This is a genomic window from Ekhidna sp., assembly GCF_039940915.1.
Lineage (GTDB): Bacteria > Bacteroidota > Bacteroidia > Cytophagales > Cyclobacteriaceae > Ekhidna.
In genome coordinates this window covers 448,482-471,304 of sequence record NZ_JBDVFO010000001.1, presented here as the reverse complement: position 1 = coordinate 471,304, position 22,823 = coordinate 448,482, and the positions used below count along the sequence as shown (strand labels likewise).

Here is a 22,823-nt window from a genome sequence, read left to right as displayed (position 1 = left end):
GTTCCGATTTATACAGTTTTCCTTTTGCGAAACACTCAATATCCTTAAAATCTCTTGCCCACAATATATTAGCGAGGTTCCAGCGAAAAGGTATAATTAACGCCGAATATAGAATTCTTACAAATTTCACCAAATTTCAAAAGAATGCCTACAAATCTATGAAGGTAGATTACTTTCCACTAAGAATGATGCACATCTATGTGAAAGAAGCTCTTAATATTGATATAGGAGATTCAGGTATTGTCAACAGAATTGACAGAATAAGAAGGGAAAACGATTTGATTATTGTCTCAAATTCTCGACAGGTTTGGAAAACATATATTGATAGCAGTTCTTCAAAAGGGAATGATATCCTTATTAAAGGATATGCTGACTTCATTACACGATCAACGATCAAGAGTAAATTGGTACTTTTTGAATATGGAAACGATGTTGACAGTTCTAAGTTGCTAATAGATGATTTAGATATATCTGATCATGTAGAATGGTTTCCAATAATTCCTCGCAAAGAGATGTACTATGTTTTAAGTAAAGCGGATTTCACTGCTGATCAGTTTATACTTGGTGATGCAGGGAATAGTACATGGGAAGGAATGGTTTTCGGTAAACCTGTTTTTGTTTTTTTAGATGTAAAAGAAGATGAATTCATGAATAGCGGAAGACAGTTTCCGCCGGTGTTGAATGTTAATAGCAGCAATCAAATTCTAAATTTTCTATGGGAATTTCAAGAAAATAAAATACGATTTCATCAGATGGGAAATGAATCTCAAATCTGGTTCGAGAAATATATGTCTGAGGGACTAGCGGATATGTACCTAAAGATACTAAATGCAACTTTTTCGGGGATTAGAATAAGCCTGAATGAACTAAAATTTAACTAAAGAACTAAAGTAGTACTTCTATAATTAATATGTTTTATCTCAATAAACAGGAAAACTGAATGTGTGGGATTTGTGGTTCTTACTTTCTTGATTCTGCTTTCGAAGTTCATCAATCAGCTTTAAAAAGGATGAATGATGAACTCGTTCATAGAGGGCCTGATGAAGAAGGTTTTTTCGTCAATGGAAATGTTGGGTTTGGCCATAAAAGGCTTTCCATTATAGACCTATCCGAAGGGCAACAACCTATGCGAATTAGTAGGGGTGATGAAGAGCTTGTAATCACCTATAATGGCGAAATATATAATTATATAGAGATACGAGAAGAGCTTATCAAACTAGGCTATAAATTCAGAACTAATTCTGATACAGAGGTTATTCTGAACAGCTACCTTGAATGGGGTGAGCAATGCGTGGAGCACTTTAACGGGATGTGGGCGTTTGCTATATGGAAGAAGAGTGACAACTCTTTGTTCTTATCGAGAGATAGAATGGGCGAAAAGCCCCTATATTACTTCTCAGATTCTGATGGAATTCACTTTTCATCCGAACTACCTTCACTACTCAAGTCAGGCATCAGTGTCACACCAAATTTTGAAATACTTAATTTGTATTTACTTCTCTGTTACGTGCCAGCTCCATATACTTTTTACAAAAACATTTCCATATTAGAAGCTGGTCACAATATTCTAGTTAAAAATGGAAAGATAGAAATAAAAAAATACTGGGACTTACCAGAAATAGACAATGAATCTACTCTGAGAAATAAAGATGAAGTTTATGAACAATTTGACTTCCTCTTTAAAGATTCAGTGAAACTCAGAATGAGAAGTGATGTTCCTTTCGGAGCATTTTTGAGCGGAGGCTTGGATTCATCAAGCATCGTATCCATAATGGATCAGTTCAGCGATCATAGGGTTAAGACTTTTTCTATCGGTTTTGATGAGAAAGAATTTGATGAACGCGACCTAGCTAAATTGGTATCAAAGAAATACAACACGGAGCACTATGAAAAGGTCGTCCATCCAGATTCTTATGACACTTCTCTGGCAAATGTGGTAAAACATTACGGTGATCCCTTTGGTGATTCGTCTGCGATCCCAACAGGCATAGTATCTAGTTTTGCCGCTGAAAAAGTTAAGATGGTATTAACTGGGGATGGAGGAGATGAAGTTCTATCAGGCTATACTACTTATCAGGGTGAAAAATTTGCATCAGCATATCAAAGAGTCCCATCACTAGTTGGTAAAAATCTTCCAAGAATCCTGTCAAAAGGGTCTTCGTTTTTGAAGGGGGGATTCAAGTATAAAGCGAATAGAGCGACCAATGTATTGCATTCATCATCTCTTCCTTTTGCGGATAGATTGAAAAATAAAGCGGGACAAATCGACCCTGTTTTAATAGATAAATTGGTATTACCTAAGTCTGGAAATATCACTTTTCATGATTTCTATCAACAGCGTTTTAAATATTTAGATGCTGAATTGAATAATTTCTATCGATTAATGTATTGGCATCTTAAAGTATCATTACCGGATGATATGTTGAGAAAAGTCGATAGAATGAGTATGTCTCACTCATTAGAGACTAGAATTCCATTTCTTGATCATCGACTAATATCAATGATGATAAACGTAGATCATTCAATTAAAATGGAAGGATATGAGAGAAAGAGTGTTTTAAGACATACCATCGCGAAAAATCTTCCAGCTCAACTACTCAAATCTGGAAAAAAAGGATTTAGAGTACCCGTCAGAGAATGGTTTAAAAAAGAAAGCCTATTGAAATCCATTAGAAATTTAGGAGAGCTTGAAAATTTTATAGATGGTAAGAAGTGGAGAGAAATTTTAGAAAGTAACCAATCAGGTAAATTAGATGCAGGGAATTTTATTTGGACTGTAGCTGTATTAAAAAAGTGGAGCGAAGATCTTTAACTTTGCTGAAATAGTTTAAAAATAGTTAATGGGTCCACGGGTTCTTTTTATCAGTAAAGGCACAAATAGGAGTGCATTATCCCCAATCATTAGATCCCAGCTGAATTCACTACTAGAATCTAATATTAAGGTAGATCATTTCCTCATTAATGGAAAAGGTTTGAATTCATATTTTAAATCGATTCCTTCACTTTCAAGAAAACTAAGGTCTAAGAAGTATGATATAGTTCACATACATTTTTCATACTCAGCCATTCCTTATTTATTCTTAAGAAAAAAGCCATGGATTGTCTCTTTTATGGGGAGTGACCTAAAAAGATCCAAACTCAATCTGATTTTTAGCAAACTCATTTCATACATGGCGAATGCTTCTATAGTTAAGTCAAATGAGATGAAAGACTTATTGAATAGACCATGTCAAATCATCCCCAATGGGGTTGATGTATCAAAATTTAAACCAATTAATAAGATTGAGGCGAAGAGCCAATTAGGTTGGGACATTACAAAAAAACAACTGTTGTTTGCGGCCAATGCAAAGAGACCAGAAAAGAACTTTAAATTAACGACAGACGCTTTGGCGTTACTAAGTAGAAATGATGTCGAATTAAAGACTTTAGTAAACGTAGCGCATGATGAAATGCCGATTTATATGGGTGGTGCCGATGTAGTTGTTCTCTCAAGTAAATACGAGGGGAGTCCGAATGTAGTTAAAGAAGCATTGGCATGCAATAGGCCGGTAGCCTGCACAGATGTTGGAGATGTCAGAGAAAATTTCGAAGATATTGAAGGTGTTTATATAGCTAGCCATACAGCAGATAGCCTAATGGTATGTATTAAATCAGCCCTCTCCCATAGTGATTCAAAAGGAAGAGAGTATATTATTAATTATCTTTCAAATGCTACTATATCCGAAAAGCTAGTAAGTCTTTATGAGCATATTATCGATGAGAATAAATAAAGAAAGCACTAAGGATTTCATTTTTATTCTGTTTTCACTGCTATTCATTTACATAGTCAATGAATTAATATCGACTTTAATTCTAGCCCCAGTTTGTTTATTGAGTATCTATCTGTTAAAAAAAGAAAAGTTTAACGCACTTTTATTACTTTCTCTTTTAATCATTTGCGTACCAAATACTCTAGTATTTTACCTTAATTCAATTGCCCTTTCTGTCTATTATTTTTTTATTATACTATTCAATAGGAACTACAAATTTTATCAGTCTGAAATTTTACTTATTTCGGTTATTTCAATTGGACTGATATCTTTTCTCTTTACTCAAATTGTTGATCCCAATTATCTATCATTTTTTTTAAGCTTCATAACATTCACCTCTGGTTTTGTGTATTTTTTTCTTTTCAGGAATGTTAAAGTTGACTTGAATAAGTTTGTTCACTACATAATTATTATTTGTTTGATACAGGTTTTGATTGCTTATTTTTCTTATGTTTTACCCACTGGATTCAGTAACATAATTTTTAGAAGGGATGCAACTCCAGATCAAGTCAAAGGGACATTTTATAGCGCAAATAGCTTTGGATTTTTATGTCTAGTCAGTGCATGTATGACGTATTTTAAAATACTAAATGCTAAAGTAGGTTCAATCTATTTGGCTCTTTTTATTCTTTTTATGGCATTTTCATTCTTGGCAGATGTTAAAAGTATTTTGATTGGATTAGTGGGCGGACTCACTCTACTAACTTTAATTCGTGTTTATATAAAGTCAAATACTTTAAGGCGAGTATTCCTGATTGTTATAGTGTTTACTTTTTCACTAGCTTCAATGAGTTTTTTAGAAAGGGCACTAAAGCCAATAGTACCAGTTTTGATGACCTACGTTGATGGGGAGAATAATCACAAATATTTGTACATGAAGAGAACTTTTGAAGGTCAAGGAAGAAATTGGCTTCAATATTTGATAGGTACTGGTCCAGGCACTTGTGGCTCACGAGCTGCCAATTCCAGAGCATATGATTCTATGTATAAAAAGGAGGGCAGTATGACACTTTCATTTCTTCCGGCTAAGACCTCCCCTTTTGCAGAAAAAATCTTGGTTGATTTGTATCAATATGATTACGCTGTTAATTCAAGGTGGAGAAGTGCTTTATTGGGTAATCCATTTAATTCATTCACGGCAATTTTTATAGAATTTGGACTCGTTGGCTTTCTATTTTTCATGATATTTCATTTTAAAGCACTTATTCTTGCCTTAAAATTGGAATTGTTTTCACCTAATTATAAGGCATTGACAACCGCAACTTTTTTGACGATAAGCTCATTAATGGTTATGGGGTGGATGGATCAATCCTATGAACAACCTTTTCCTATGTTTATTCTAATGACATTATCAGGAATTACAATATCAAAATTCTATGAAGCGAAGCGAGCGAATGGCAGTAGTAGTATACTCTGAACTTTCAAGAGATGCCAGAGTAAGAAAAGCAATTGATGTTGCGCTTGAAGAGGGATGTCGGGTTCACTGTTTTTCGTTAAAGGAACAAGGAAGAAGATATAAAGGTGAAGAGATAAAATATGTCAATACAGGTGTCAATCAATACAGAGGAGATTCGAAGGTGAAATACTTAGTATCTTATATCGCTTTTTTCTTAAGTGTTTTAGTGAGGCTGAGTATTAGTGGTTTAAGAAACAATTATAAAATCATTCATGTACACAACATGCCGGATTTTTTGGTCTTTTGCAGTATTATCCCCAAGATTAGAGGAGCTAAGATTATTTTAGATATTCATGACTCTATGCCTAAAGTATTTGTTGAAAAGTTTAAAAAAGGCTTGGTGTCATCTTTCACCAAATCAGTTCTGAAGTTTCAGGAACGAATGTCAGCCGCATTTGCTGACAGTGTGATTACCGTTCATGAGCCATACAAACAAGAAGTTATATCTCAAAATGGTATTCCTTTAGATAAAATCGCAGTAATAAAAAATTTGCCAGACGAACGAGTCTTCCAACCAATTCAATACAAATTAGAAGAAGATGATATTTTGCAGCTGGTTTTTCATGGAACAATAGCAGAGAGATACGGTCTTCGGACAGTAATATCTGGTTTGAAAATTGTATCTGATGCGGGTCTAAATTTCCGTTTCAACGTATATGGTAAAGGTGATGATCGAACATTTCTGGAGGAACTTGTTCAGCAGCTAGACCTTTCTGAAAAAGTCATTTTTCATGGTCTGGTTCCACTAGATATGATTCCTAGTAAAATTGGCAATTCTCATTTAGGTATCGCATCATTGGATGGGCTGGAAGATGGACTATCTGTAAAACTATTAGAATATGTGGGTATGGCTATTCCAGTGATTACTACAAATAATCATGTCATTGAATACTATTTTGGTAAAAATGAACTTTTTTTGTACGAAAAGAAGAATGCAAAAGATTTTGCTGAGAAAGTCATGTCCTTAATAAATAATAAAAGTTTGTTAAAAAATCAATCAAAATTGTTAATTGAAGTAAGGAATAGATTTCTGTGGTCGAAAGAGAAAGAACTATTGAGAAAAATTTATTCCGACGAGTAATGGCAAAATCCAATCATCGTTATTCAAAACTTTTTCCTGTCTTTTTTCTTTTTGCAGATTTAATCTGCTTAAATATTGGAATATATGCCGCTTTCTTTATTCGGTTTGAGGAACTCTCCTTAAATGAAGCGTATACAGTGCTTCAAATACTGTTAAACATTATTTGGATCCTTGTTTTCTGGGGAACTAAACTCCATGAGATTAATCGAAATTCAAGACTACTCGATCACTTGAATAAAGTACTTTCGGGGCTTGTAGTTAACCTTTCGGTTGTTTTTGCTTTCTGGTTCGCAATCCAACCCATAGACTATTCCAGAAAATTTTTGTTCTTCACCTACCTCATATTTACTGTTTCTGTTTTATTGTGGAGGACTATCTGGCACTATTTTATTCGGTACTATAGATCAAAGGGGTATAATTATAGAAATGTATTGATAATTGGGAATGATAAACTTTCATCCTCGCTAATTGATTACATAAAGGAAAACCCATATCTCGGCTATCGAGTAGTAGGGATACTAGATTCTGACAAGACGGATAAATTACCAGTTAAAGTTTCTGATCTTGAAGTCGATATTCTCTATTGTTGTCTGCCCAATTTGAATGATGAACAAGTCAGAGATATCATTCATTTTGCTGAAAGTAACCTGCTTAAGGTTAATCTCTTTTCCCAGTTTAGTAAACTGATGTCTTACAACATGGCCATTCAGCAGTTAGGGAGCATACCTATTATAAGTATAAGAACAACTCCTCTAGATCAAATTTTCAATAGATTCGTTAAAAGATCTTTTGATGTAGTATTCTCTATCATTGTCTTTATCACTATTTTGAGTTGGCTAATGCCAATTATTGCTCTGTTAATTAAATTGGAATCTAAAGGACCTATTTTCTTTAAACAAGATCGGCATGGAAGGAATAATAAATTTTTCAAAATATACAAGTTTCGATCCATGTTCCTCCACGAAGGAGATAGAGTAGTCCAAGCCAAAAAAGGAGATTCGAGAATTACTAGAATAGGAGAAATACTCAGGAAAACGAGTATCGATGAACTGCCACAGTTTATTAACGTTTTTAAAGGTGATATGTCGGTAGTTGGTCCTAGACCACAAGCGGTTCAGCACAATATTGAATACCAGCCGAAGATCGATAAATTCTGGCAACGACATGCAGTAAAACCAGGTATAACTGGTCTTGCGCAGGCCAAAGGCTTTCGAGGTGAGACAGCCAAACTCAGTGATATGAGTGGGCGTGTGAAACTGGATCGATTTTATGTAAAGAACTGGTCACTTATTCTGGATTTTAAGATAATTTTTCTAACCGCTCTTGCTATCATGAAGGGTGATCAAAACGCTTATTGAGAAATGAAGAATGTGCTGGTGACAGGAGGACTGGGGTTCATAGGCTCGCACACATCTGTTGAGTTATTGAATAGAGGATGTAATGTTATCATCGTAGATAATTTATCCAATTCACGCGCTGATGTTAAGGATCAAGTAGAAAAGATTGCTGGTAAAGAGGTCAAGTTTATTCATATTGATTTAACAGAATTAGCGAAAGTGAAAACTGTTTTTCAGGAAAATGAAATAGATTCTGTCATCCATTTTGCTGCATACAAAGCAGTAGGAGAGTCTGTGAAAGAGCCACTCTTATACTATAAGAATAACCTCATTTCCTTGATGAACTTGCTTGAGATGTGCCAAGAGTTTAGAGTGAATCGATTCGTGTTCTCCTCCTCATGTACAGTGTACGGACAGCCAGATGCCTTACCGGTTACAGAAGAATTTTCCAAGCAGCAAGCAGAATCACCCTATGGTAATACAAAGCAAGTAGGAGAGGAGATCATTGAAGATTTTTGTAATTCTCAAGAGGCATTTAATGCGATTTCTCTTCGCTATTTCAACCCAACCGGTGCGCATGAAAGTGCCTTAATTGGCGAACTCCCCCTAGGTGTTCCGAGTAACTTGGTTCCCTTCATAACGCAAACTGCGGCTGGGATAAGGGAAAAACTTAGCGTTTTTGGAGGTGATTATGATACGCCTGATGGTACATGCATCAGAGACTATATCCATGTGGTAGATTTAGCAAAAGCTCATATCGCTGCTTTGGAGTTTTCAGAAAAAATGGAAGGGAATTATGAGTTTTTCAATGTGGGAACTGGAAATGGCAACTCTGTATTGGAGGTCATCAAATCATTTGAGAAAGTTTCAGGTTTAAAGTTGAATTATGAAATTGTTGCTAGAAGGCCAGGAGATATTGAGAAGATTTTTGCAGATACAACCAAGGTCAACAAAATGCTTGGTTGGAAAGCGGAGCATGACCTGGATGCGATGATGGAATCAGCCTGGGAGTGGCAGAAGACTTTATCGAAGGAATAAGACAGTAATTCACCTATGAAATTCATCCTTTTGGCGAAATAGTTATAAAATCCCTGTAAAAATTCACATTTTTGAGTTCGGATTTAGGTGTGATGCCTTTATTTTAAAATAGACTATGATATTACCGCTCGCCATAGCAACCTCCTTTTTAGTAACACTGACATTGATGCCAGTGATCATTCGACTATTTAGGTCAATAGATTTACTTGATCGTCCGGATAAAAGGAAAATCCACAGCATCAGCACACCAAGTTTAGGCGGAATCGGAATTTTTATGGGAATTTTGCTTGCGCTGTTGATTTCCATCACGTTTGCAGATTTAGCTTCTCAAAAGTACTTCCTAGGTGGAACCATCCTCATATTTCTGCTTGGTGTTAGAGATGATCTTTCAAGTCTTCAAGCAAATCATAAGCTAGTTGTACAAATTTTCTCCGCTACTTTGATAGTTTTTTTTGGAGGCATTAAGATTTCTGGTTTGAACGGCTTGTTTGGAGTGGAGACTTTTCCATGGGTTTTTGATGAATTGTTCACTGTATTCGTGATTGTTGTAATGACAAACGCGTTCAACCTTATTGATGGGATTGATGGCCTGGCAGGCTGCATAGCATTGATAATAGCTTCATTTTTGGGATGGGCTGCTTATCAAAGCGGGTATCTGGTAGATTCTGCAATCGCATGTTCGATTGCAGGCGCATCATTAGCTTTTCTTCTCTATAACTGGTATCCGTCAAAAGTTTTCATGGGAGATACAGGCTCCATGGTTTTTGGATTCATGCTTACTGCGCTGATGATTAAATTTTTAACAACGCCATCTCCACCTTCTGTTATTCTATCACCTGTAGCCACTAGCTTAGCGCTGTTTGTGCTTCCAGTTTACGATACACTTCGCGTTTTCCTTATTCGCTTTTTTACTGGCAGGCATCCACTCTCTCCAGACAGAAACCACATTCATCATGTGCTTCTAAAGTTGGGTTTGAACCATGCCCAAGCCACAATTTGCCTGATCGGCTACAATATTTTGATTATCATGCTGGTTGTCACTTTTCAGGAGATTGGAGAGCTTTGGGTTATGCTAGCAATGACTTTGGTGACTGTGACCATAGGGGTACTGTTGGACAGGAAGGTAATCAAACGTGAGGCCAATAGGCTTTCTAAAATTGTCCCTCCAGAAATCAAATTAAGCAAAGAACATACCTCAGTATAATTGCTATTTTTGCAATTCAATTTGAATCGCAAGAAGTATGCTGGACAAGGTTAAATCATTTATTTCAGAGGTTGAGAATGCAACTGCCAATACGGAGGAAGAAATCGAAAGTTTTCGACTGAAGTTTGTTGGGAGGAACAATGTTGTAAATGAACTTTTTGAGCAATTTAAGCAAGTGCCCTCAGAGCAAAAGAGAGAGCTTGGCCCAGCTTTAAACAAGCTTAAAAACCTTGCTCAAACTAAGCTGAAAGAGCTGTCAGAATCTGTAGGCTTCTCTTCTACCTCTTCTGCTGAAGTAGATGTCACACTCCCTGGAGCTTTTGGCTCAGAAGGTTCTATTCATCCCATTTCTCAAACAAGAAGCCGCATAATTGAAATTTTTGAACGGCAGGGCTTCAATGTTGAGGATGGCCCGGAAATAGATAATGATTGGAATAATTTCACAGCGCTCAACTTCCCAGAGAATCATCCAGCCAGGGAGATGCAGGATACCTATTTCATTGAAAAGAATCCTGACATGCTTTTGAGGACGCACACTTCCAATGTGCAGATTCGTCTGATGAATAAAAAGAAACCACCTATTCGAGCAATCATGCCTGGAAGAGTTTTTCGTAACGAGGCGATTTCAGCTAGAGCTCACTGTTTTTTCCATCAGGTGGAGGGGCTCGTGGTGGGAGAAAATATCAGCTTCAAAGACCTTAAGAACACGCTCTATCATTTCTCTAAAGAGATGTTTGGAAAGCAGACTAAAATACGTTTACGACCTTCATATTTCCCTTTTACGGAACCAAGTGCCGAGATAGACATTAGTTGCTTCATATGCGGAGGAAGTGGATGCAAAATATGTAAACAAACCGGGTGGGTAGAGATAGCAGGCTCAGGAATGGTCGATCCAAATGTTTTAGAAAATTGTGGCATAGACTCAACCAAGTACAGTGGTTTTGCCTTTGGTATGGGAATAGAGCGAGTGACTATGCTCAAATATCAATTGGATGATTTGAGGTTGTTTTCAGAAAATGATGTCAGATTTTTAAAACAGTTCTAAAGGAGATCTGAAATGATCTTCTCCTCTGTCATTCCTTCAGCCTCTGCTTTGAAGTTTCTAACTATTCGGTGACGGAGCACTGGGGCTGCTATGGATTTTACATCTTCAATATCCGGCGAATATTTCCCGTTGATCAAAGAGTTACACTTGGCGGCAAGTATTAAAAATTGACCCGCCCTCGGTCCGGCTCCCCATTCCAAATATTCTTGTGAGATTTTATCTGCTTTTTCGCCATTTGGGCGTGTTTTAGAAACAAGATTCACAGCGTATTCGAATACATTATCTGCTACAGGAACTTTACGTATCAATTGCTGATAGTTGATGATTTGCTCCTTGCTGATTATTTCAGAAATCTCATCTGTTTGCTCAGATGTGGTGTTTTTTATGACAGTGACTTCATCTTCATATTTAGGATAGTCAAGCTTTATCATAAACATGAATCTATCTAACTGCGCCTCTGGCAACGGGTATGTTCCTTCTTGTTCAATCGGATTTTGAGTAGCTAACACAAAAAATGGCTTGTCCAATACGTAATTAGCACCAGCGATAGTCACAGCTCCTTCTTGCATCGCTTCAAGTAGTGCTGACTGTGTTTTTGGAGGGGTTCTGTTAATTTCATCGGCAAGAATAACATTCGAGAACACCGGTCCTTGAATAAACCTGAGATTACGCTCTTTGTCCAATGTCTCAGCACCCAGAATGTCAGAAGGCATTAAATCTGGCGTAAATTGAATGCGGTTAAAATCAAGGCCCAGACACTTGGATACTGTCTGAACGAGTAAGGTCTTCGCTAGTCCAGGAACTCCAACTAGCAGCGAATGACCATTGCAGAAAAGTGAAGTGATGAGTAACCGAACTACATCTGATTGGCCTATGATCTTTTTAGAGATCTCGGTTTCCAGATTTATAAAATCCTTTGCTAACTCATCTGCGAGTTTCACATCCTTTGTTTCTGCCATACTAATTAGTTTTCATTCGATTGCCTTTTGGTTAATCGAATTTTAGTTCGTGAGGTTACAATTATTGTATTCTGGATCTACTTCGATAAATACATTACTCCTGGCTTTATCAAACCACCTGGAGATTCTGCCATTCTTTTTTTGAGCTAAAGCTGCCGTGGCAATTTTCTGATAGTCATCGTCGAGATTTGCTTGATGGGGGGCTACTTTGTTTTTGTAGTAGATCATGCGATAGGCATAACTACCATCTTCTTTTTGAAATCGAATGGGTTTGGTAATATTCCCAATTTTCATTGTGTCAATAGTGAAAAATATATTTGGGTCTAAGGTTTCTGCTGGTATTCTCAACGCTCCGCTCTCATCTTGAAAGAAGCCACCAGCTGAGGAAGTAAGCTGATCGTCTGAATGCTCTTTTGCTGCTGCCTGAAAGGTGATGCTATCATTCAAAATTAAATTCCTCATGCTATCAAGAAAGTTTTCAGCTTGTTGGTAATCCGCTTGATTCGGTTGAGGGGAAATTAGAATGTGACGTGTTTTGTAGGTATTGCCACGCTTTTCTTGGAGTTGTATTAAATGAAAGCCAAACTGTGTCTCTACTGGCTTTGAAATACCTCCAGGAGTCATGGACAGTGCCGCAGCTTCATATTCGGGTGCAAGTTCTCCTCTGCCATAGAAACCAAGCTGTCCGCCTCTAGCTGCAGATCCGGGATCTTGTGAATATTGTTTGGCCAATGCTTCGAACGATTCACCTCTTTCAATCCTGTTTCGGATATCCGTTAGGAGATTCCTAACCTTGTCTTTCTGAATCTTTCCTGGCTCTGGTTCTTTTACAATCTGAGCAATGGAAACTTCAGTAGAGAAATAGGGCAATGAATCTTGAGGGATGTTTCGGAAGAATTTTTTCACTTCTGAAGGTGTGATCTTCATGCTTGAAGTGAGCTCTGATTGCATTCTCTGTATGGTCAGCTGCTCTTTGATGTTGTCAAAAATTTCAGACCTAATTTGTTCTATACTCTTCCCGTAGGCTCTTTCTATTTCAGCTTCACCACCAAATTGCTGGGCCATGACAGACATTCTTCTATCAAGGTTTTGATTGACTTCACCATCATCAACAAAAATGGAGTCTATTTCAGACTGAGCCATCAACATCTTATTCACTACAAGCTGCTGGAGAATTTCACATTTGGCATTGCTTCCTCTCATTTCTCCTCTGGAAAGAAAATCAAGATAGGAACGTTCCAATTCCGATTTCAAAATGATATAGTCATCTACCTTGGCAATGATCTTGTCAATGACTACTTCATTGTTTTGGGCAATGGAAGTAATGGAGGATAAAATAGTGATACTAATTGCTATAAATCTCAAACGCATTTGTTTGTTGTGCTTCGTCATAAATTTTCTTTTCCAGCTCTTTTTTCAGAGCAATTTTTCGTTTGTTGATGATGATATCTGCAACGCTTTCTTTAATGAATTCAAGCGGAGCTATTTCCCCGACAATTTTATATTCAAATATTTTTAAAAAATAAATGTAGTCTTCATCGGATACTTCAACGGAACTGTTGGTTTTCAGGAAAGCAGATTTATCATTTACATCTTTTAATGGAGTCTCTAAAAGAACTTCATCAAACTTAATCCAAACAGAATCTTCTGTGAATGTTTTTACAGCATGCTCGTTTGCGTATTCCCATATCTGTGTTGTGTCTTTCGGGTAGTTTTTCAAACTTCTCCTAAGTCTCCAAACATTTGGAGCTGAGTTTGGGATTTTAAAATAAATGCACTTGGCAAGGTTTTGTCTGAGCACAAAGTTTTCTGCTTTTTGTTGGTAGTAATCTGCGATTTCATCCTCACTTACATCTTCATTCAGATGGGAATCGATGTATTTTTTTTCTAGTTCGTGCACCATCAATGCATATTGATAATCCAACACTTTTTGCTGAATCCGGGCCTCATTGAAATCGATAGCTTCTTCAGCTTGACCAATCATCAGCTGCTTTTTCACCCAATCCAAAACGAACTTCTCTACAAAAATGGTACTGTCTGTTGGAGAAAGATTGGCGGGTATCAGACCAAGAAGGTTCGATTCTACCAACGTCTTTTCACCCACTCGAGCGATTACTGGCTCAGAAGTTTCTTCCTTTGGTTGAAAATACTGACAACTCGCCAGCGAGAGTAGACTGAAAATGAGGATATTTCTCACTTAAGGATACATTTTTATGAGCCTGCAAATATTGTGATTCTTTTCAGTAGAGAACTCAATTTTGTCCATTATTCTTTTGACCAACATTAAGCCTAGACCACCTTGTCTTCTCGATGAAACCAGCTCTTCCATAGAGGGCGATTCATATTCGTTGATGTCAAACCCTACTCCTCGATCCTTGAATGTGAAAACAATTTGCTTCGGTTTAAAAATGATGTTGTACTCAATCCTGCTATCTGGATTGCAATCATTTGCATGTATAATGAGGTTGGCACATACTTCATCCACAGCCAACACAAGTTTGTGCGCCTGGAGATCAGGTACTTTGTGCTCCTCAAGCATATCAGAAGTGAATTGGCGTACGCGTACCAATTCATTCTTATCACACCCTATGGTCAATTTGCTATTCATCAAACGAGTTTATCGCCTCTTCTTTTGTTTTTTCTATTGTCAATAACTTTTCTAAACCGAGAATATCAAATACTTGTTTCACTGTTTCGTTTATTCCGAAAAGAGCCAGTTGGATATTCTTTAGTTTGAATTCATCTAAGTGAGAGATAAATACGCCTAAACCGGCTGAAGAGATATAGTGTAGTCCCGACAAATCAGCGACAATTTTTTTCTCATCATTTTCAAGCGCTGCTTTTAACGCATCGTCAAGGTATATGCTTGATCCTGCGTCAATTTCACCATTCACTGTAATGAAGTGTATTCCATCCTTATTTTCTGTGCTTATATCAGCCATTCTTGTTGTCTTTAAATTGGACTACTACCAATGTATAATCATCATCAATAATCATGTCTCCTATAAATTCAGAGAGATCATTTTTAATTCCTTCCTTTACTTGGTCGGGTGCTTTTGAGGCATGGGTGGTAAAAGATTCTTTTAGACGAACGTCCCCAAATTGCTCACCATCTTGATTTTTTGCCTCGGTGATGCCATCGGTATAAAGCAAAAGCGTATCACCAGCATGATAGCTAACAGTATTGCTATGAACGTAATCTGCATAGCTTGAGTTTCTTACCATCCCCAATCCCATGCCATCACATTTCAAATAATCAACTGTGTTCTCATTTTTACAATAGAATAGGCTGGGGCAATGGCCGGCTCTTGAAAACGTAAGAATACCCGCTTCGGTATTGATGTCAAAATAGGTAGAAGTAATGAAGGAGGTTTTTTCGAGGCATTGACTAAGTGCTGCATTGGCTTTTTTGTTGAAGTCTTCAGGCGAAATACCCTGATTGGCCAGGCTGTGAAAAATACCTTTCATTTGGGCCATTTGAAAAGCAGCACTTGTGCCCTTTCCTGATACATCACCAATGATTAATCCAAATCTATTTTTTTGATACTCCAAAATGTCATAGTAGTCACCACCTACCTCATCTGCAGCCATAGAGTATGCTTCCATCGTTAAATGATCATTGTTTACCAATGATGTGGGTAGAAGACTTTTTTGTACATTCTTAGCAATTTTAAGCTGCTCTTTGTATCTCTCGTTTTCAATCGACTCTTGTATCAATGTCAGGTTTTCCAAAGAGACACTCGCTTGATTGACAAAAGTGGTAATGATATTCACCATCTCTCGGTTAAATGCTTCAGACACTTCATTTAATAATACAATGAAGCCCACCTGTTTGTTCTGAATCATTATGGGCAAGGCGATGATTGATTTGTAGCGAGAATGCTTTAGGTCATCCGTTAGTTTTCCGGGATTCACATCGTTTTTAAGTGCAAACCTCAGGATTGATTTTATTGTTTCACCTTTGATGACCGTTTTAATTTCAGCGACTTCTTCATCTTTTAAACCTCTAATGACTTGGGTTGTTTCGGCTTCATCTTTTATTTCCAACCATGCCGCGTCTGCAAAAACAGCACTCATTGAGCTTTCAAGAAGAATTTCATACGTCTGATCTTTAGTTTCGCCACGAGGAATGGATTGGCTCAATTTCTGAAAATCCAGCGCTTCTTTCAGCTTTTGTTCGAATACAGAAGAGGTGGGTAAATTGAAAAGAGTAACCAATACGGAGATGGTAGCATAGAAAAAGAGGAAGCCAAATAGACCAACTATAAAAGTTCGGTCAAGCAAGTCTATGACAAGAACCTCCGTGTAGGAAAACCTTAACAGATTCAATAAAAAATGATATAGGTATATGCCTGAAAGAACGATAAATAAAATCCCTTTCCATTTTTGTCGGAAATTTAGATATGCAACCCATTTCAGATTGAATACCAATATGAGAGAGAAGCAACCCAGGATTACAAGGGTGAGTCTGAATTTGGGTTCTCCAAAGTCAATGCCCCAAAAATCGAAAAGCATGGAAGCAACTAGCGCGATTTCGAAAAAGCCCCATAGCTGAAGTAAATTTTTAGACTTCTGATATAAGATTAGACGTTTCCAAACTACCATGGTGGAGACCATGAAAATCACAACTAATGCAATGAGCACGTTGTAAAAAAAATTGATCGTGAGAGGACTCTCGATCAACGAAGTAGAGGCAAATACGGAGAAAAAAAGCTGAATGGCTAGCGATATAAGCGTCGTAATGAGGCCGGTAATAAATACTTTCCAAAGGAGATCGGTGAAGTTGAGGCTGTCTGCCTTTGTGATAATGTATCGGTAGTAGGCAAAAGTAAAAAGTACAAAACCGGTGAAGCACAATTGAGGAAAGAAGTTGGAAAAATCCACTTTCATCTCATAGCTCTCTACCAGTAGCAAGTAAATACTTGCACCTGTAAATAACAGCCAGCAAATAATTGCTCCGAGAAAACTCAGTCGTATTTTCACCTTATCTGTCACCCCGCAAAAATACAGTGCTTGACCTATATAATGACTACTACCTGAGGTGTTGTGGTTAAAGTATGTTAAGGAAGTAAATCAAGGATTTGTTGGAGGTATTGCTGATCGGTGTGATCAAAATCATTTAGCTGATCACTGTCAACATCCAGCACACCGATTACCTCCCCATCTTTTCGTAGGGGCAAAACGATCTCTGACTTTGATGCTGATGCGCAGGCTATATGGCCGGGAAATTCATCCACATTTGGAACAATCAGTACTTCCTCTTTTTCCCAGGTTGTACCGCAAACTCCTTTACCTTTTCGTATGCGAGTGCATGCCACAGGTCCCTGAAAGGGGCCCAAAACCAATTCATCTTCAGAGTCAACCAAATAGAAACCAACCCAAAAGAAATCCATGCCTTCTTTAAGCGCGGCAGAGATATTGGCTAGGTTCGCAACCAAATTTTTTTCTCCATACATCAATCCTTCAATCTGAGGTATGAGTGATTGATACTTTTCTTCTTTGCTTGCCTCTTTTAAAAGGGTTAAATCTTCAGCCATTATTTCTATAGGTTAATAGTTGGTCATTGAAAACTGCTTCTTCTTTTACTATGATTCCATCTAATGATGGTGCTGGAATGCCTTTTGTAAACTTATTTTCCGATATAAACACTCTTGCCTCATCCCAACAATTTTCATTGATGAAAGAGTTCAAAACTTGAGCTCCTCCCTCAACAATTACCGACTGGATATTGTGCTCATGGAGCTTTCGCAGTACGCTCCATGGATTGTTCATCTCAGTCTTAAGCCAAGTAATATTTTTCCTTTTTTCTTCCATTAAGGAATTGAAAACGATTGTAGGAGCCGCACCATCAAATAGGCTGCAATCTTTTTTTACTTCAAGGTTACTGTCCAACAAAACGCGAGTTGGATTTTTTCCAGACCATTCCCTGGCTGTAAGCGATGGGTTGTCATAGATCGCAGTATTTTTCCCAACCAGAATGGCATCTTCTTCTGCCCTCCATTTGTGCACCAACTGCCTTGAGTATGAATTGCTGATCCATTTAGAGTCGTAATTTTCTCTGGCAACCAATCCATCGGCAGTTTGCGCCCATTTGAGAATAACGAAGGGTCTACTTTTAATAACTGAAGTGAAGAATCTGATGTTGGAAACTTCTGCTTCTTTTTCCAGTAGTCCTACTTCGACTTCAATGCCAGCAGCTTTTAGCTTTTCAATTCCTCTCCCATCAACTTGCTCAAATGGATCTCTAATGGCTACTACTACACGTTTCAGTTTTTTTTCAACCAAAAGGTCTGCACAGGGAGGAGTTTTTCCATGATGTGCACAAGGCTCCAATGTCACATAGGCTGTGCTTTCGGTAAGCATGCTGTGATCTTTTACGGAGCTAATGGCATTTACCTCGGCATGGGGTCCTCCATATGGACTGGTGAAACCTTCTCCAATTATTGTATTTCCATGAACGACAACACATCCAACCATTGGGTTTGGAGAAACGCTGCCTCTTCCTTTTTCGGCAAGCTCCAGCGCTCGTTTCATGTATCGACGATCATCCATTGAATGTGTAGTTTCGCTTTGCAATGCAAAATGTGAAACAAATCTGGAAAGAAACAGCGAAACGTCTCGAAAAAATTTATGATAGGCGCGAAGCTGAAAATATAACCTATCTCCTTCTGGAGGATGTGTTTGATATCTCACGCTCAGATATTCTCGCCGAGGTGAAAATACAGAAGCACCTGACAGGAATTGATGAATACATTGATAGACTATTGAATGGAGAGCCGATACAGTATGTAACAGGGGTGGCAGATTTCTACGGAAGGAAGTTTCACATTGCACGTGGGGCATTGATACCAAGACCTGAAACAGAGGAACTTTGCGAGGCAATAATTCAGGAAAATGATCTTATCAAGCCGAAAGTAATGGATGTTGGTGTTGGTTCTGGCTGCATAGCAATTACTTTGGCGAACGAGCTTAAGGGAGAGGTATTTGGGACAGATGTATCGAGAGAAGCCATAGCGATAGCTTCCAAAAATGCGCGTAAGCTCGAAGCTGATGTCGCCTTTTCGGTGAGCGATATTTTGAAAGAAGATTTGCCAGAAAGTAATTTGGATATTCTTGTGAGTAATCCGCCCTATATTCCTCTTAGCGATCAGAAGGAAATGCGTGAAAATGTACTCGATTTTGAGCCATCGCAGGCACTTTTCGTCCCGGATGAGGATCCGATTCTATTTTATAAGCGAATAGCTAAGAAGGGATTGGATCATTTAAAAAAAGGAGGTAAGCTCTATTTTGAGATTCATGAGAATTTTGGAAACGAAGTAAAAAATCATCTTCAAAAAGTAGGCTACACAGATGTTATCCTCCATAAGGATATGCAAGGAAAGGATCGAATGATATCGGCTACAAATTCAGCCAGTAGGTAGCTTTAAATACTACCTGCCTGTTTTTTAAACCCAGTCCATCCATCTCATAGTTGTCTGTGTAAACCAGAAACAAATCCGACATAGGACGATAACGCCATTGAAATCTGGTGAAGAAATTGTAGTTCTCGCTTTGCGAATTGAACTGAATGGCTGACGTCAAAAACATGGTATTCGAGAAGCTGATTTGCGCATTTGTCCGCAATAGGTGAAAATCTGATTCTCCGTAGGCTCTTGGCAATTCTACCTTATTGTAGTCATAGGATATTCCAAAGTTTCCCCATGGCTGAGCTCTGAAATTCAAACCAGTGGAGGTATTGATGCGAGTGCCGTTGAAAAAATTCCCAAAACCGAAAATTAGGTTAGCGCTTACCACTTTTCTTCGATCGGTATTGTACCTAATATCCGCGCGGGTAAATCGATAATTTGCTACGGGTAGAGGTTCAAAATCATCACCAATTAAGGAGGTGGGAACAGGAAGGTTAACTTCTCGATACACAATATTTGGCCGTAACCAAGAAGTGTTTTTGAAATTCACATTATAGCCTAATCCATTCACTCGTTCATTGACCCCAGTGCCATCTTGATTTAACCACATATTAAACCAGGAGACAGGCCCATGTGAGTTTATTTTTCCTGTCCTTGGGAAAAATCGGTAGTTAACCCATGGATTTATCCGGGTGAATCCTTTTCGCTTGGTTTCCTCGGTCTCAGCATTGTAGTTTTCTAATCTTGGGTTAAATCCAAGTTCGGTGATGTAATTTTCTCCAACAATATCCAGTGACCAACCCATTCGAAGGTTACGACTCATGTAATTGCCATTGAAGCCATAAAAGTGATTATCACTAAGCTTTTCAGGGGTATATGCGGTATGGAAGCGAACCGTATTTCCAAACTTTCCATTGTTAGATAGGTAGGCAAATTCTATTCCACCATTTCTGGCATATTGATTTTCTACGAATGAACCACTTGCCTCTCGATTAATGAAAATAGCTTTGATGACAGACCTATCCAACACCTGCTGATGAATCGCAGCTACTGAATAGTTTTGTGCAGCTAAGGAATCAAACTCTCTGGTTTGCACATTGAGCACCCCAATTCTTGTTTTCCTAGATGCATTACCGGTCAGCCTGGCACCGTATAGAATAGGCACTTGCTCACCATCAATTAGACCAATCCGTCGACTGAAGAAAGGTGAGATCTGCCAGCTCCCAAAGTTGGAAAAGATGTCTCCATTTTCTAGAAAGAAATTCCTTCGTTCCGGGAAGAAGATGCTGAATCTGGATAAGTTCGTGACTTGTTGATCTACATCGACATTTGAAAAATCAGGGTTTACCGTAAGGTCTAAGTTGAGAGAGCCTGTAATTGCTACTTTAGCATCTAATCCGACATCAGAGCTCTTGTCGTAGCTTCTTTGTTCTTCTTCTTCAAAATCTCGTTGAGTGCCTCCCGACAAATAGGGTATTAAAACTACTTTCCCATTTGCCTTTTTTGGGCTTTGATCCCAGTCAAGGGTTCCCATGAAATTTAGGTCTATACCCCCATAGTTCAGTGGAAATTGTGTCCAGGTAGAGTACACATTGCGCTCCATATCTCCACGTATGAAGTTGATTCCCCATTCTGATTGGTTGGGCGTATACCTCAACGTCTTGAAAGGGATTGCCATTTCCACTGTCCAATGATCTCCATAATTCCTTACCGTGGAGTACCATTTGTTGTCCCAGTTTTGATCGTATTCCGTTCGTGGTCCCTGAACATTAAGCTGTGCTTCGATTTGAGAGCCCCCTGCATTGACTCCAAACATGAAGCCATTTTGTTTGTTGTTCATCGGGTCGATGACAAAGGTGAAATTGTCGCTATTCCAGTGCCCCTCATCATCATCTCTACGCAGTGACTGTACCACTCGACTTCCATTGTCAAAGCATAAAGCCAATACATAGAGGAATTCATCATCGTAAGTCACTTTCACTTTAGTTAATGCATCGGCATGTCCTGAATCAACTGGCCAATGATTAATGAAATTGGGAATATCATTGACTATTGACCATGCGAGATCATTTTCATCTCCATCAATATTGACAGTCTCTTGTGTTTTAGAAATGGAGTATCGAAAGTTTTGTCGAGTCTCTTGCCCAAGCATTTCAAAGACAATTGAAATCAACAAAATGGAACATAAATGCTTAAACATGGAAGTTGGGTTTGAAGGGGTATACCCACTCAGGCATGCTTAGTTGCTATATGCTTAGTTTTTTAGCTGGATGACCGAGATAACCGCCTGAAGTGCATGTTTGAAGCTACTATTGCATGTCAGGAGTATTGAGGTGGTATTTGTCAGCATTGGATGGTTGTTTGTCGATGTAGGTCCAATTTTGAAACGGAATTCATAAGTTTGGACGTTTAGGAATGAATCATGAGTCGCGTACAGCTAGAAGATATTTTATTTAAACCACCCCGAATACTGTGGCATTTGGTGTTTTGGATTGTCTTTATCAGCTTCTTTTCTCTGGTATATGGCAGTTTTGAAGAGCAATATGGAAGGCAATACCTGATTCAGCTCACCGATGCGGTTTTACAAATTCCTGCAGTTTATTTCACGCTCTATTTCTTGATGCCCAGGTTTCTTTTCAAGGAACGTTACATTGAATTTGCGATTTATCTAACGATTCTGATTCTCGGTTTTAGCGGACTACATTGGTTCAATTACGTACTCATCCAAGATCCAATTTTTTGGCCTGATGACGACTATTCACCTCATCTTATAAATTATGGAAAGATGCTTAAGAATACGACCAAAGTCTATCCTGTTTTGATTTTGGCTATCGTTATAAAGTGGTTTAAATATTGGTTCCGCGAGCAGAAAACAAATCAACTTTTGATTGAGGAAAAATTGAAAGCTGAACTGAATTTCCTTAAAGCACAAGTACACCCACACTTTCTTTTTAATACCCTAAACAACTTATATGCACTCACGCTGAAGAACTCCAAAGATGCACCGGAGGTAGTCCTTAAACTCTCAGATTTGCTCAATTACATGCTGTATGAATGCGCAGCTGATGAAGTTCTAATAGAAAAAGAAGTAAAACTTCTCAAAGATTACATTTCGTTAGAAAAAATAAGGTACGGAGATCGATTGAATATTTCATTCAACATGATCGGTAATACAGGAGGTAGGAGCGTTTCACCTCTTATGCTACTTCCATTTGTGGAGAATAGCTTCAAGCATGGTGTAAGTGAAGAAATGGATGAGGCTTGGGTGAGCATTGACCTTGAATTCAAAGAAGAAAAACTAACCTTGAAGGTAGAAAACAGTAAAAGTAAGCATGAGGAAAGGGAAGATCAGTTTAACTATAAGCAAGGGATAGGAATTAAAAATGTAAGGAGAAGACTTGAACTCCTCTATCCTGAAAAGCACAAGCTGGAAATGCACGACTCAGACGATTCGTTTCTTATAATACTCACACTAGACTTGTAGAATT

Annotated in this window: 20 protein-coding genes; 11 read left to right on the top strand and 9 right to left on the bottom strand. The window is 38.1% G+C overall.

All coding sequences use genetic code 11. The features are described 5' to 3' along the window. Positions 1-158: 158 nt before the first annotated feature. The 9 genes from ABJF57_RS02140 to pheS all read left to right on the top strand — a co-directional run bounded on the left by ABJF57_RS02140 (position 159) and on the right by pheS (position 10,970). Positions 159-881 carry a glycosyltransferase family protein gene (locus ABJF57_RS02140; RefSeq protein ID WP_462260544.1) on the top strand — a complete coding sequence of 241 codons (723 nt, stop codon included), beginning with the start codon at positions 159-161 and terminating at the stop codon, positions 879-881. A gap of 59 nt (positions 882-940) precedes the next feature. Next, positions 941-2,812 carry an asparagine synthase (glutamine-hydrolyzing) gene (gene asnB / locus ABJF57_RS02135; RefSeq protein WP_462231711.1) on the top strand — a complete coding sequence of 624 codons (1,872 nt, stop codon included), beginning with the start codon at positions 941-943 and terminating at the stop codon, positions 2,810-2,812. 28 nt (positions 2,813-2,840) lie between these two features. After that, complete coding sequence (locus ABJF57_RS02130) at positions 2,841-3,770, top strand: glycosyltransferase family 4 protein (protein WP_462231713.1); 930 nt, start codon at positions 2,841-2,843, stop codon at positions 3,768-3,770. After that, entirely contained in the window at positions 3,757-5,226 is a 1,470-nt protein-coding gene (locus tag ABJF57_RS02125; RefSeq protein ID WP_462231715.1) for a hypothetical protein, read from the top strand. Before ABJF57_RS02130 ends, ABJF57_RS02125 begins: the two co-directional genes overlap by 14 nt. Beyond that, complete coding sequence (locus tag ABJF57_RS02120; RefSeq protein WP_462231717.1) at positions 5,204-6,346, top strand: glycosyltransferase family 4 protein; 1,143 nt, start codon at positions 5,204-5,206, stop codon at positions 6,344-6,346. Before ABJF57_RS02125 ends, ABJF57_RS02120 begins: the two co-directional genes overlap by 23 nt. Then, on the top strand, positions 6,346-7,704 hold the full coding sequence (locus ABJF57_RS02115) for an undecaprenyl-phosphate glucose phosphotransferase (RefSeq protein WP_462231719.1): 1,359 nt from the start codon (positions 6,346-6,348) through the stop codon (positions 7,702-7,704). The genes ABJF57_RS02120 and ABJF57_RS02115 overlap by 1 nt, the downstream gene beginning before the upstream one ends. A 3-nt stretch (positions 7,705-7,707) precedes the next feature. Further along, positions 7,708-8,721 (top strand): UDP-glucose 4-epimerase GalE, encoded by a 1,014-nt coding sequence (gene galE, locus ABJF57_RS02110; RefSeq protein ID WP_462231721.1) that lies wholly within the window; start codon positions 7,708-7,710, stop codon positions 8,719-8,721. A 115-nt stretch (positions 8,722-8,836) separates the two neighbouring features. Next, positions 8,837-9,925 carry a glycosyltransferase family 4 protein gene (locus ABJF57_RS02105; RefSeq protein WP_462231723.1) on the top strand — a complete coding sequence of 363 codons (1,089 nt, stop codon included), beginning with the start codon at positions 8,837-8,839 and terminating at the stop codon, positions 9,923-9,925. A gap of 37 nt (positions 9,926-9,962) precedes the next feature. Continuing rightward, entirely contained in the window at positions 9,963-10,970 is a 1,008-nt protein-coding gene (pheS, locus tag ABJF57_RS02100; protein WP_462231725.1) for a phenylalanine--tRNA ligase subunit alpha, read from the top strand. On the opposite strand, the gene ABJF57_RS02095 is transcribed toward pheS, so the two are convergent. The 8 genes from ABJF57_RS02095 to ribD all read right to left on the bottom strand — a co-directional run bounded on the left by ABJF57_RS02095 (position 10,967) and on the right by ribD (position 18,481). Further along, positions 10,967-11,929, bottom strand: a complete 963-nt coding sequence (locus ABJF57_RS02095; protein ID WP_462231727.1) for an AAA family ATPase — start codon at positions 11,927-11,929, stop codon at positions 10,967-10,969. The genes pheS and ABJF57_RS02095 overlap by 4 nt on opposite strands. A 42-nt stretch (positions 11,930-11,971) precedes the next feature. Beyond that, positions 11,972-13,300, bottom strand: a complete 1,329-nt coding sequence (locus ABJF57_RS02090; protein ID WP_462231729.1) for a peptidylprolyl isomerase — start codon at positions 13,298-13,300, stop codon at positions 11,972-11,974. Further along, a complete protein-coding gene (locus ABJF57_RS02085; protein WP_462231731.1) occupies positions 13,275-14,126 on the bottom strand; it encodes a peptidyl-prolyl cis-trans isomerase in 852 nt (283 codons plus the stop codon). Before ABJF57_RS02085 ends, ABJF57_RS02090 begins: the two co-directional genes overlap by 26 nt. Further along, positions 14,127-14,537 (bottom strand): ATP-binding protein, encoded by a 411-nt coding sequence (locus ABJF57_RS02080; protein WP_462231733.1) that lies wholly within the window; start codon positions 14,535-14,537, stop codon positions 14,127-14,129. Next, positions 14,530-14,871: an STAS domain-containing protein gene (locus tag ABJF57_RS02075; protein WP_462231735.1), complete on the bottom strand. Its 342-nt coding sequence runs from the start codon at positions 14,869-14,871 to the stop codon at positions 14,530-14,532. Before ABJF57_RS02075 ends, ABJF57_RS02080 begins: the two co-directional genes overlap by 8 nt. Further along, the gene (locus ABJF57_RS02070; RefSeq protein ID WP_462231737.1) at positions 14,864-16,912 is read right to left on the bottom strand and encodes a GAF domain-containing SpoIIE family protein phosphatase; all 2,049 of its coding nucleotides are present in this window, start codon (positions 16,910-16,912) and stop codon (positions 14,864-14,866) included. Before ABJF57_RS02070 ends, ABJF57_RS02075 begins: the two co-directional genes overlap by 8 nt. Positions 16,913-16,989: 77 nt before the next feature. Beyond that, complete coding sequence (locus ABJF57_RS02065; RefSeq protein ID WP_462231739.1) at positions 16,990-17,466, bottom strand: GAF domain-containing protein; 477 nt, start codon at positions 17,464-17,466, stop codon at positions 16,990-16,992. Then, the gene (gene ribD, locus ABJF57_RS02060; RefSeq protein ID WP_462231741.1) at positions 17,459-18,481 is read right to left on the bottom strand and encodes a bifunctional diaminohydroxyphosphoribosylaminopyrimidine deaminase/5-amino-6-(5-phosphoribosylamino)uracil reductase RibD; all 1,023 of its coding nucleotides are present in this window, start codon (positions 18,479-18,481) and stop codon (positions 17,459-17,461) included. Before ribD ends, ABJF57_RS02065 begins: the two co-directional genes overlap by 8 nt. Before the next feature lie 32 nt (positions 18,482-18,513). On the opposite strand from ribD, the gene prmC reads away from it, so the two are divergent. Continuing rightward, positions 18,514-19,350 carry a peptide chain release factor N(5)-glutamine methyltransferase gene (gene prmC / locus ABJF57_RS02055; RefSeq protein ID WP_462231743.1) on the top strand — a complete coding sequence of 279 codons (837 nt, stop codon included), beginning with the start codon at positions 18,514-18,516 and terminating at the stop codon, positions 19,348-19,350. Here the strand turns inward: prmC and ABJF57_RS02050 are convergent. Next, positions 19,328-21,535: a DUF5916 domain-containing protein gene (locus ABJF57_RS02050; RefSeq protein ID WP_462231746.1), complete on the bottom strand. Its 2,208-nt coding sequence runs from the start codon at positions 21,533-21,535 to the stop codon at positions 19,328-19,330. The genes prmC and ABJF57_RS02050 overlap by 23 nt on opposite strands. Before the next feature lie 222 nt (positions 21,536-21,757). On the opposite strand from ABJF57_RS02050, the gene ABJF57_RS02045 reads away from it, so the two are divergent. Beyond that, the gene (locus ABJF57_RS02045; RefSeq protein WP_462231748.1) at positions 21,758-22,819 is read left to right on the top strand and encodes a sensor histidine kinase; all 1,062 of its coding nucleotides are present in this window, start codon (positions 21,758-21,760) and stop codon (positions 22,817-22,819) included. Positions 22,820-22,823 lie beyond the last annotated feature (4 nt).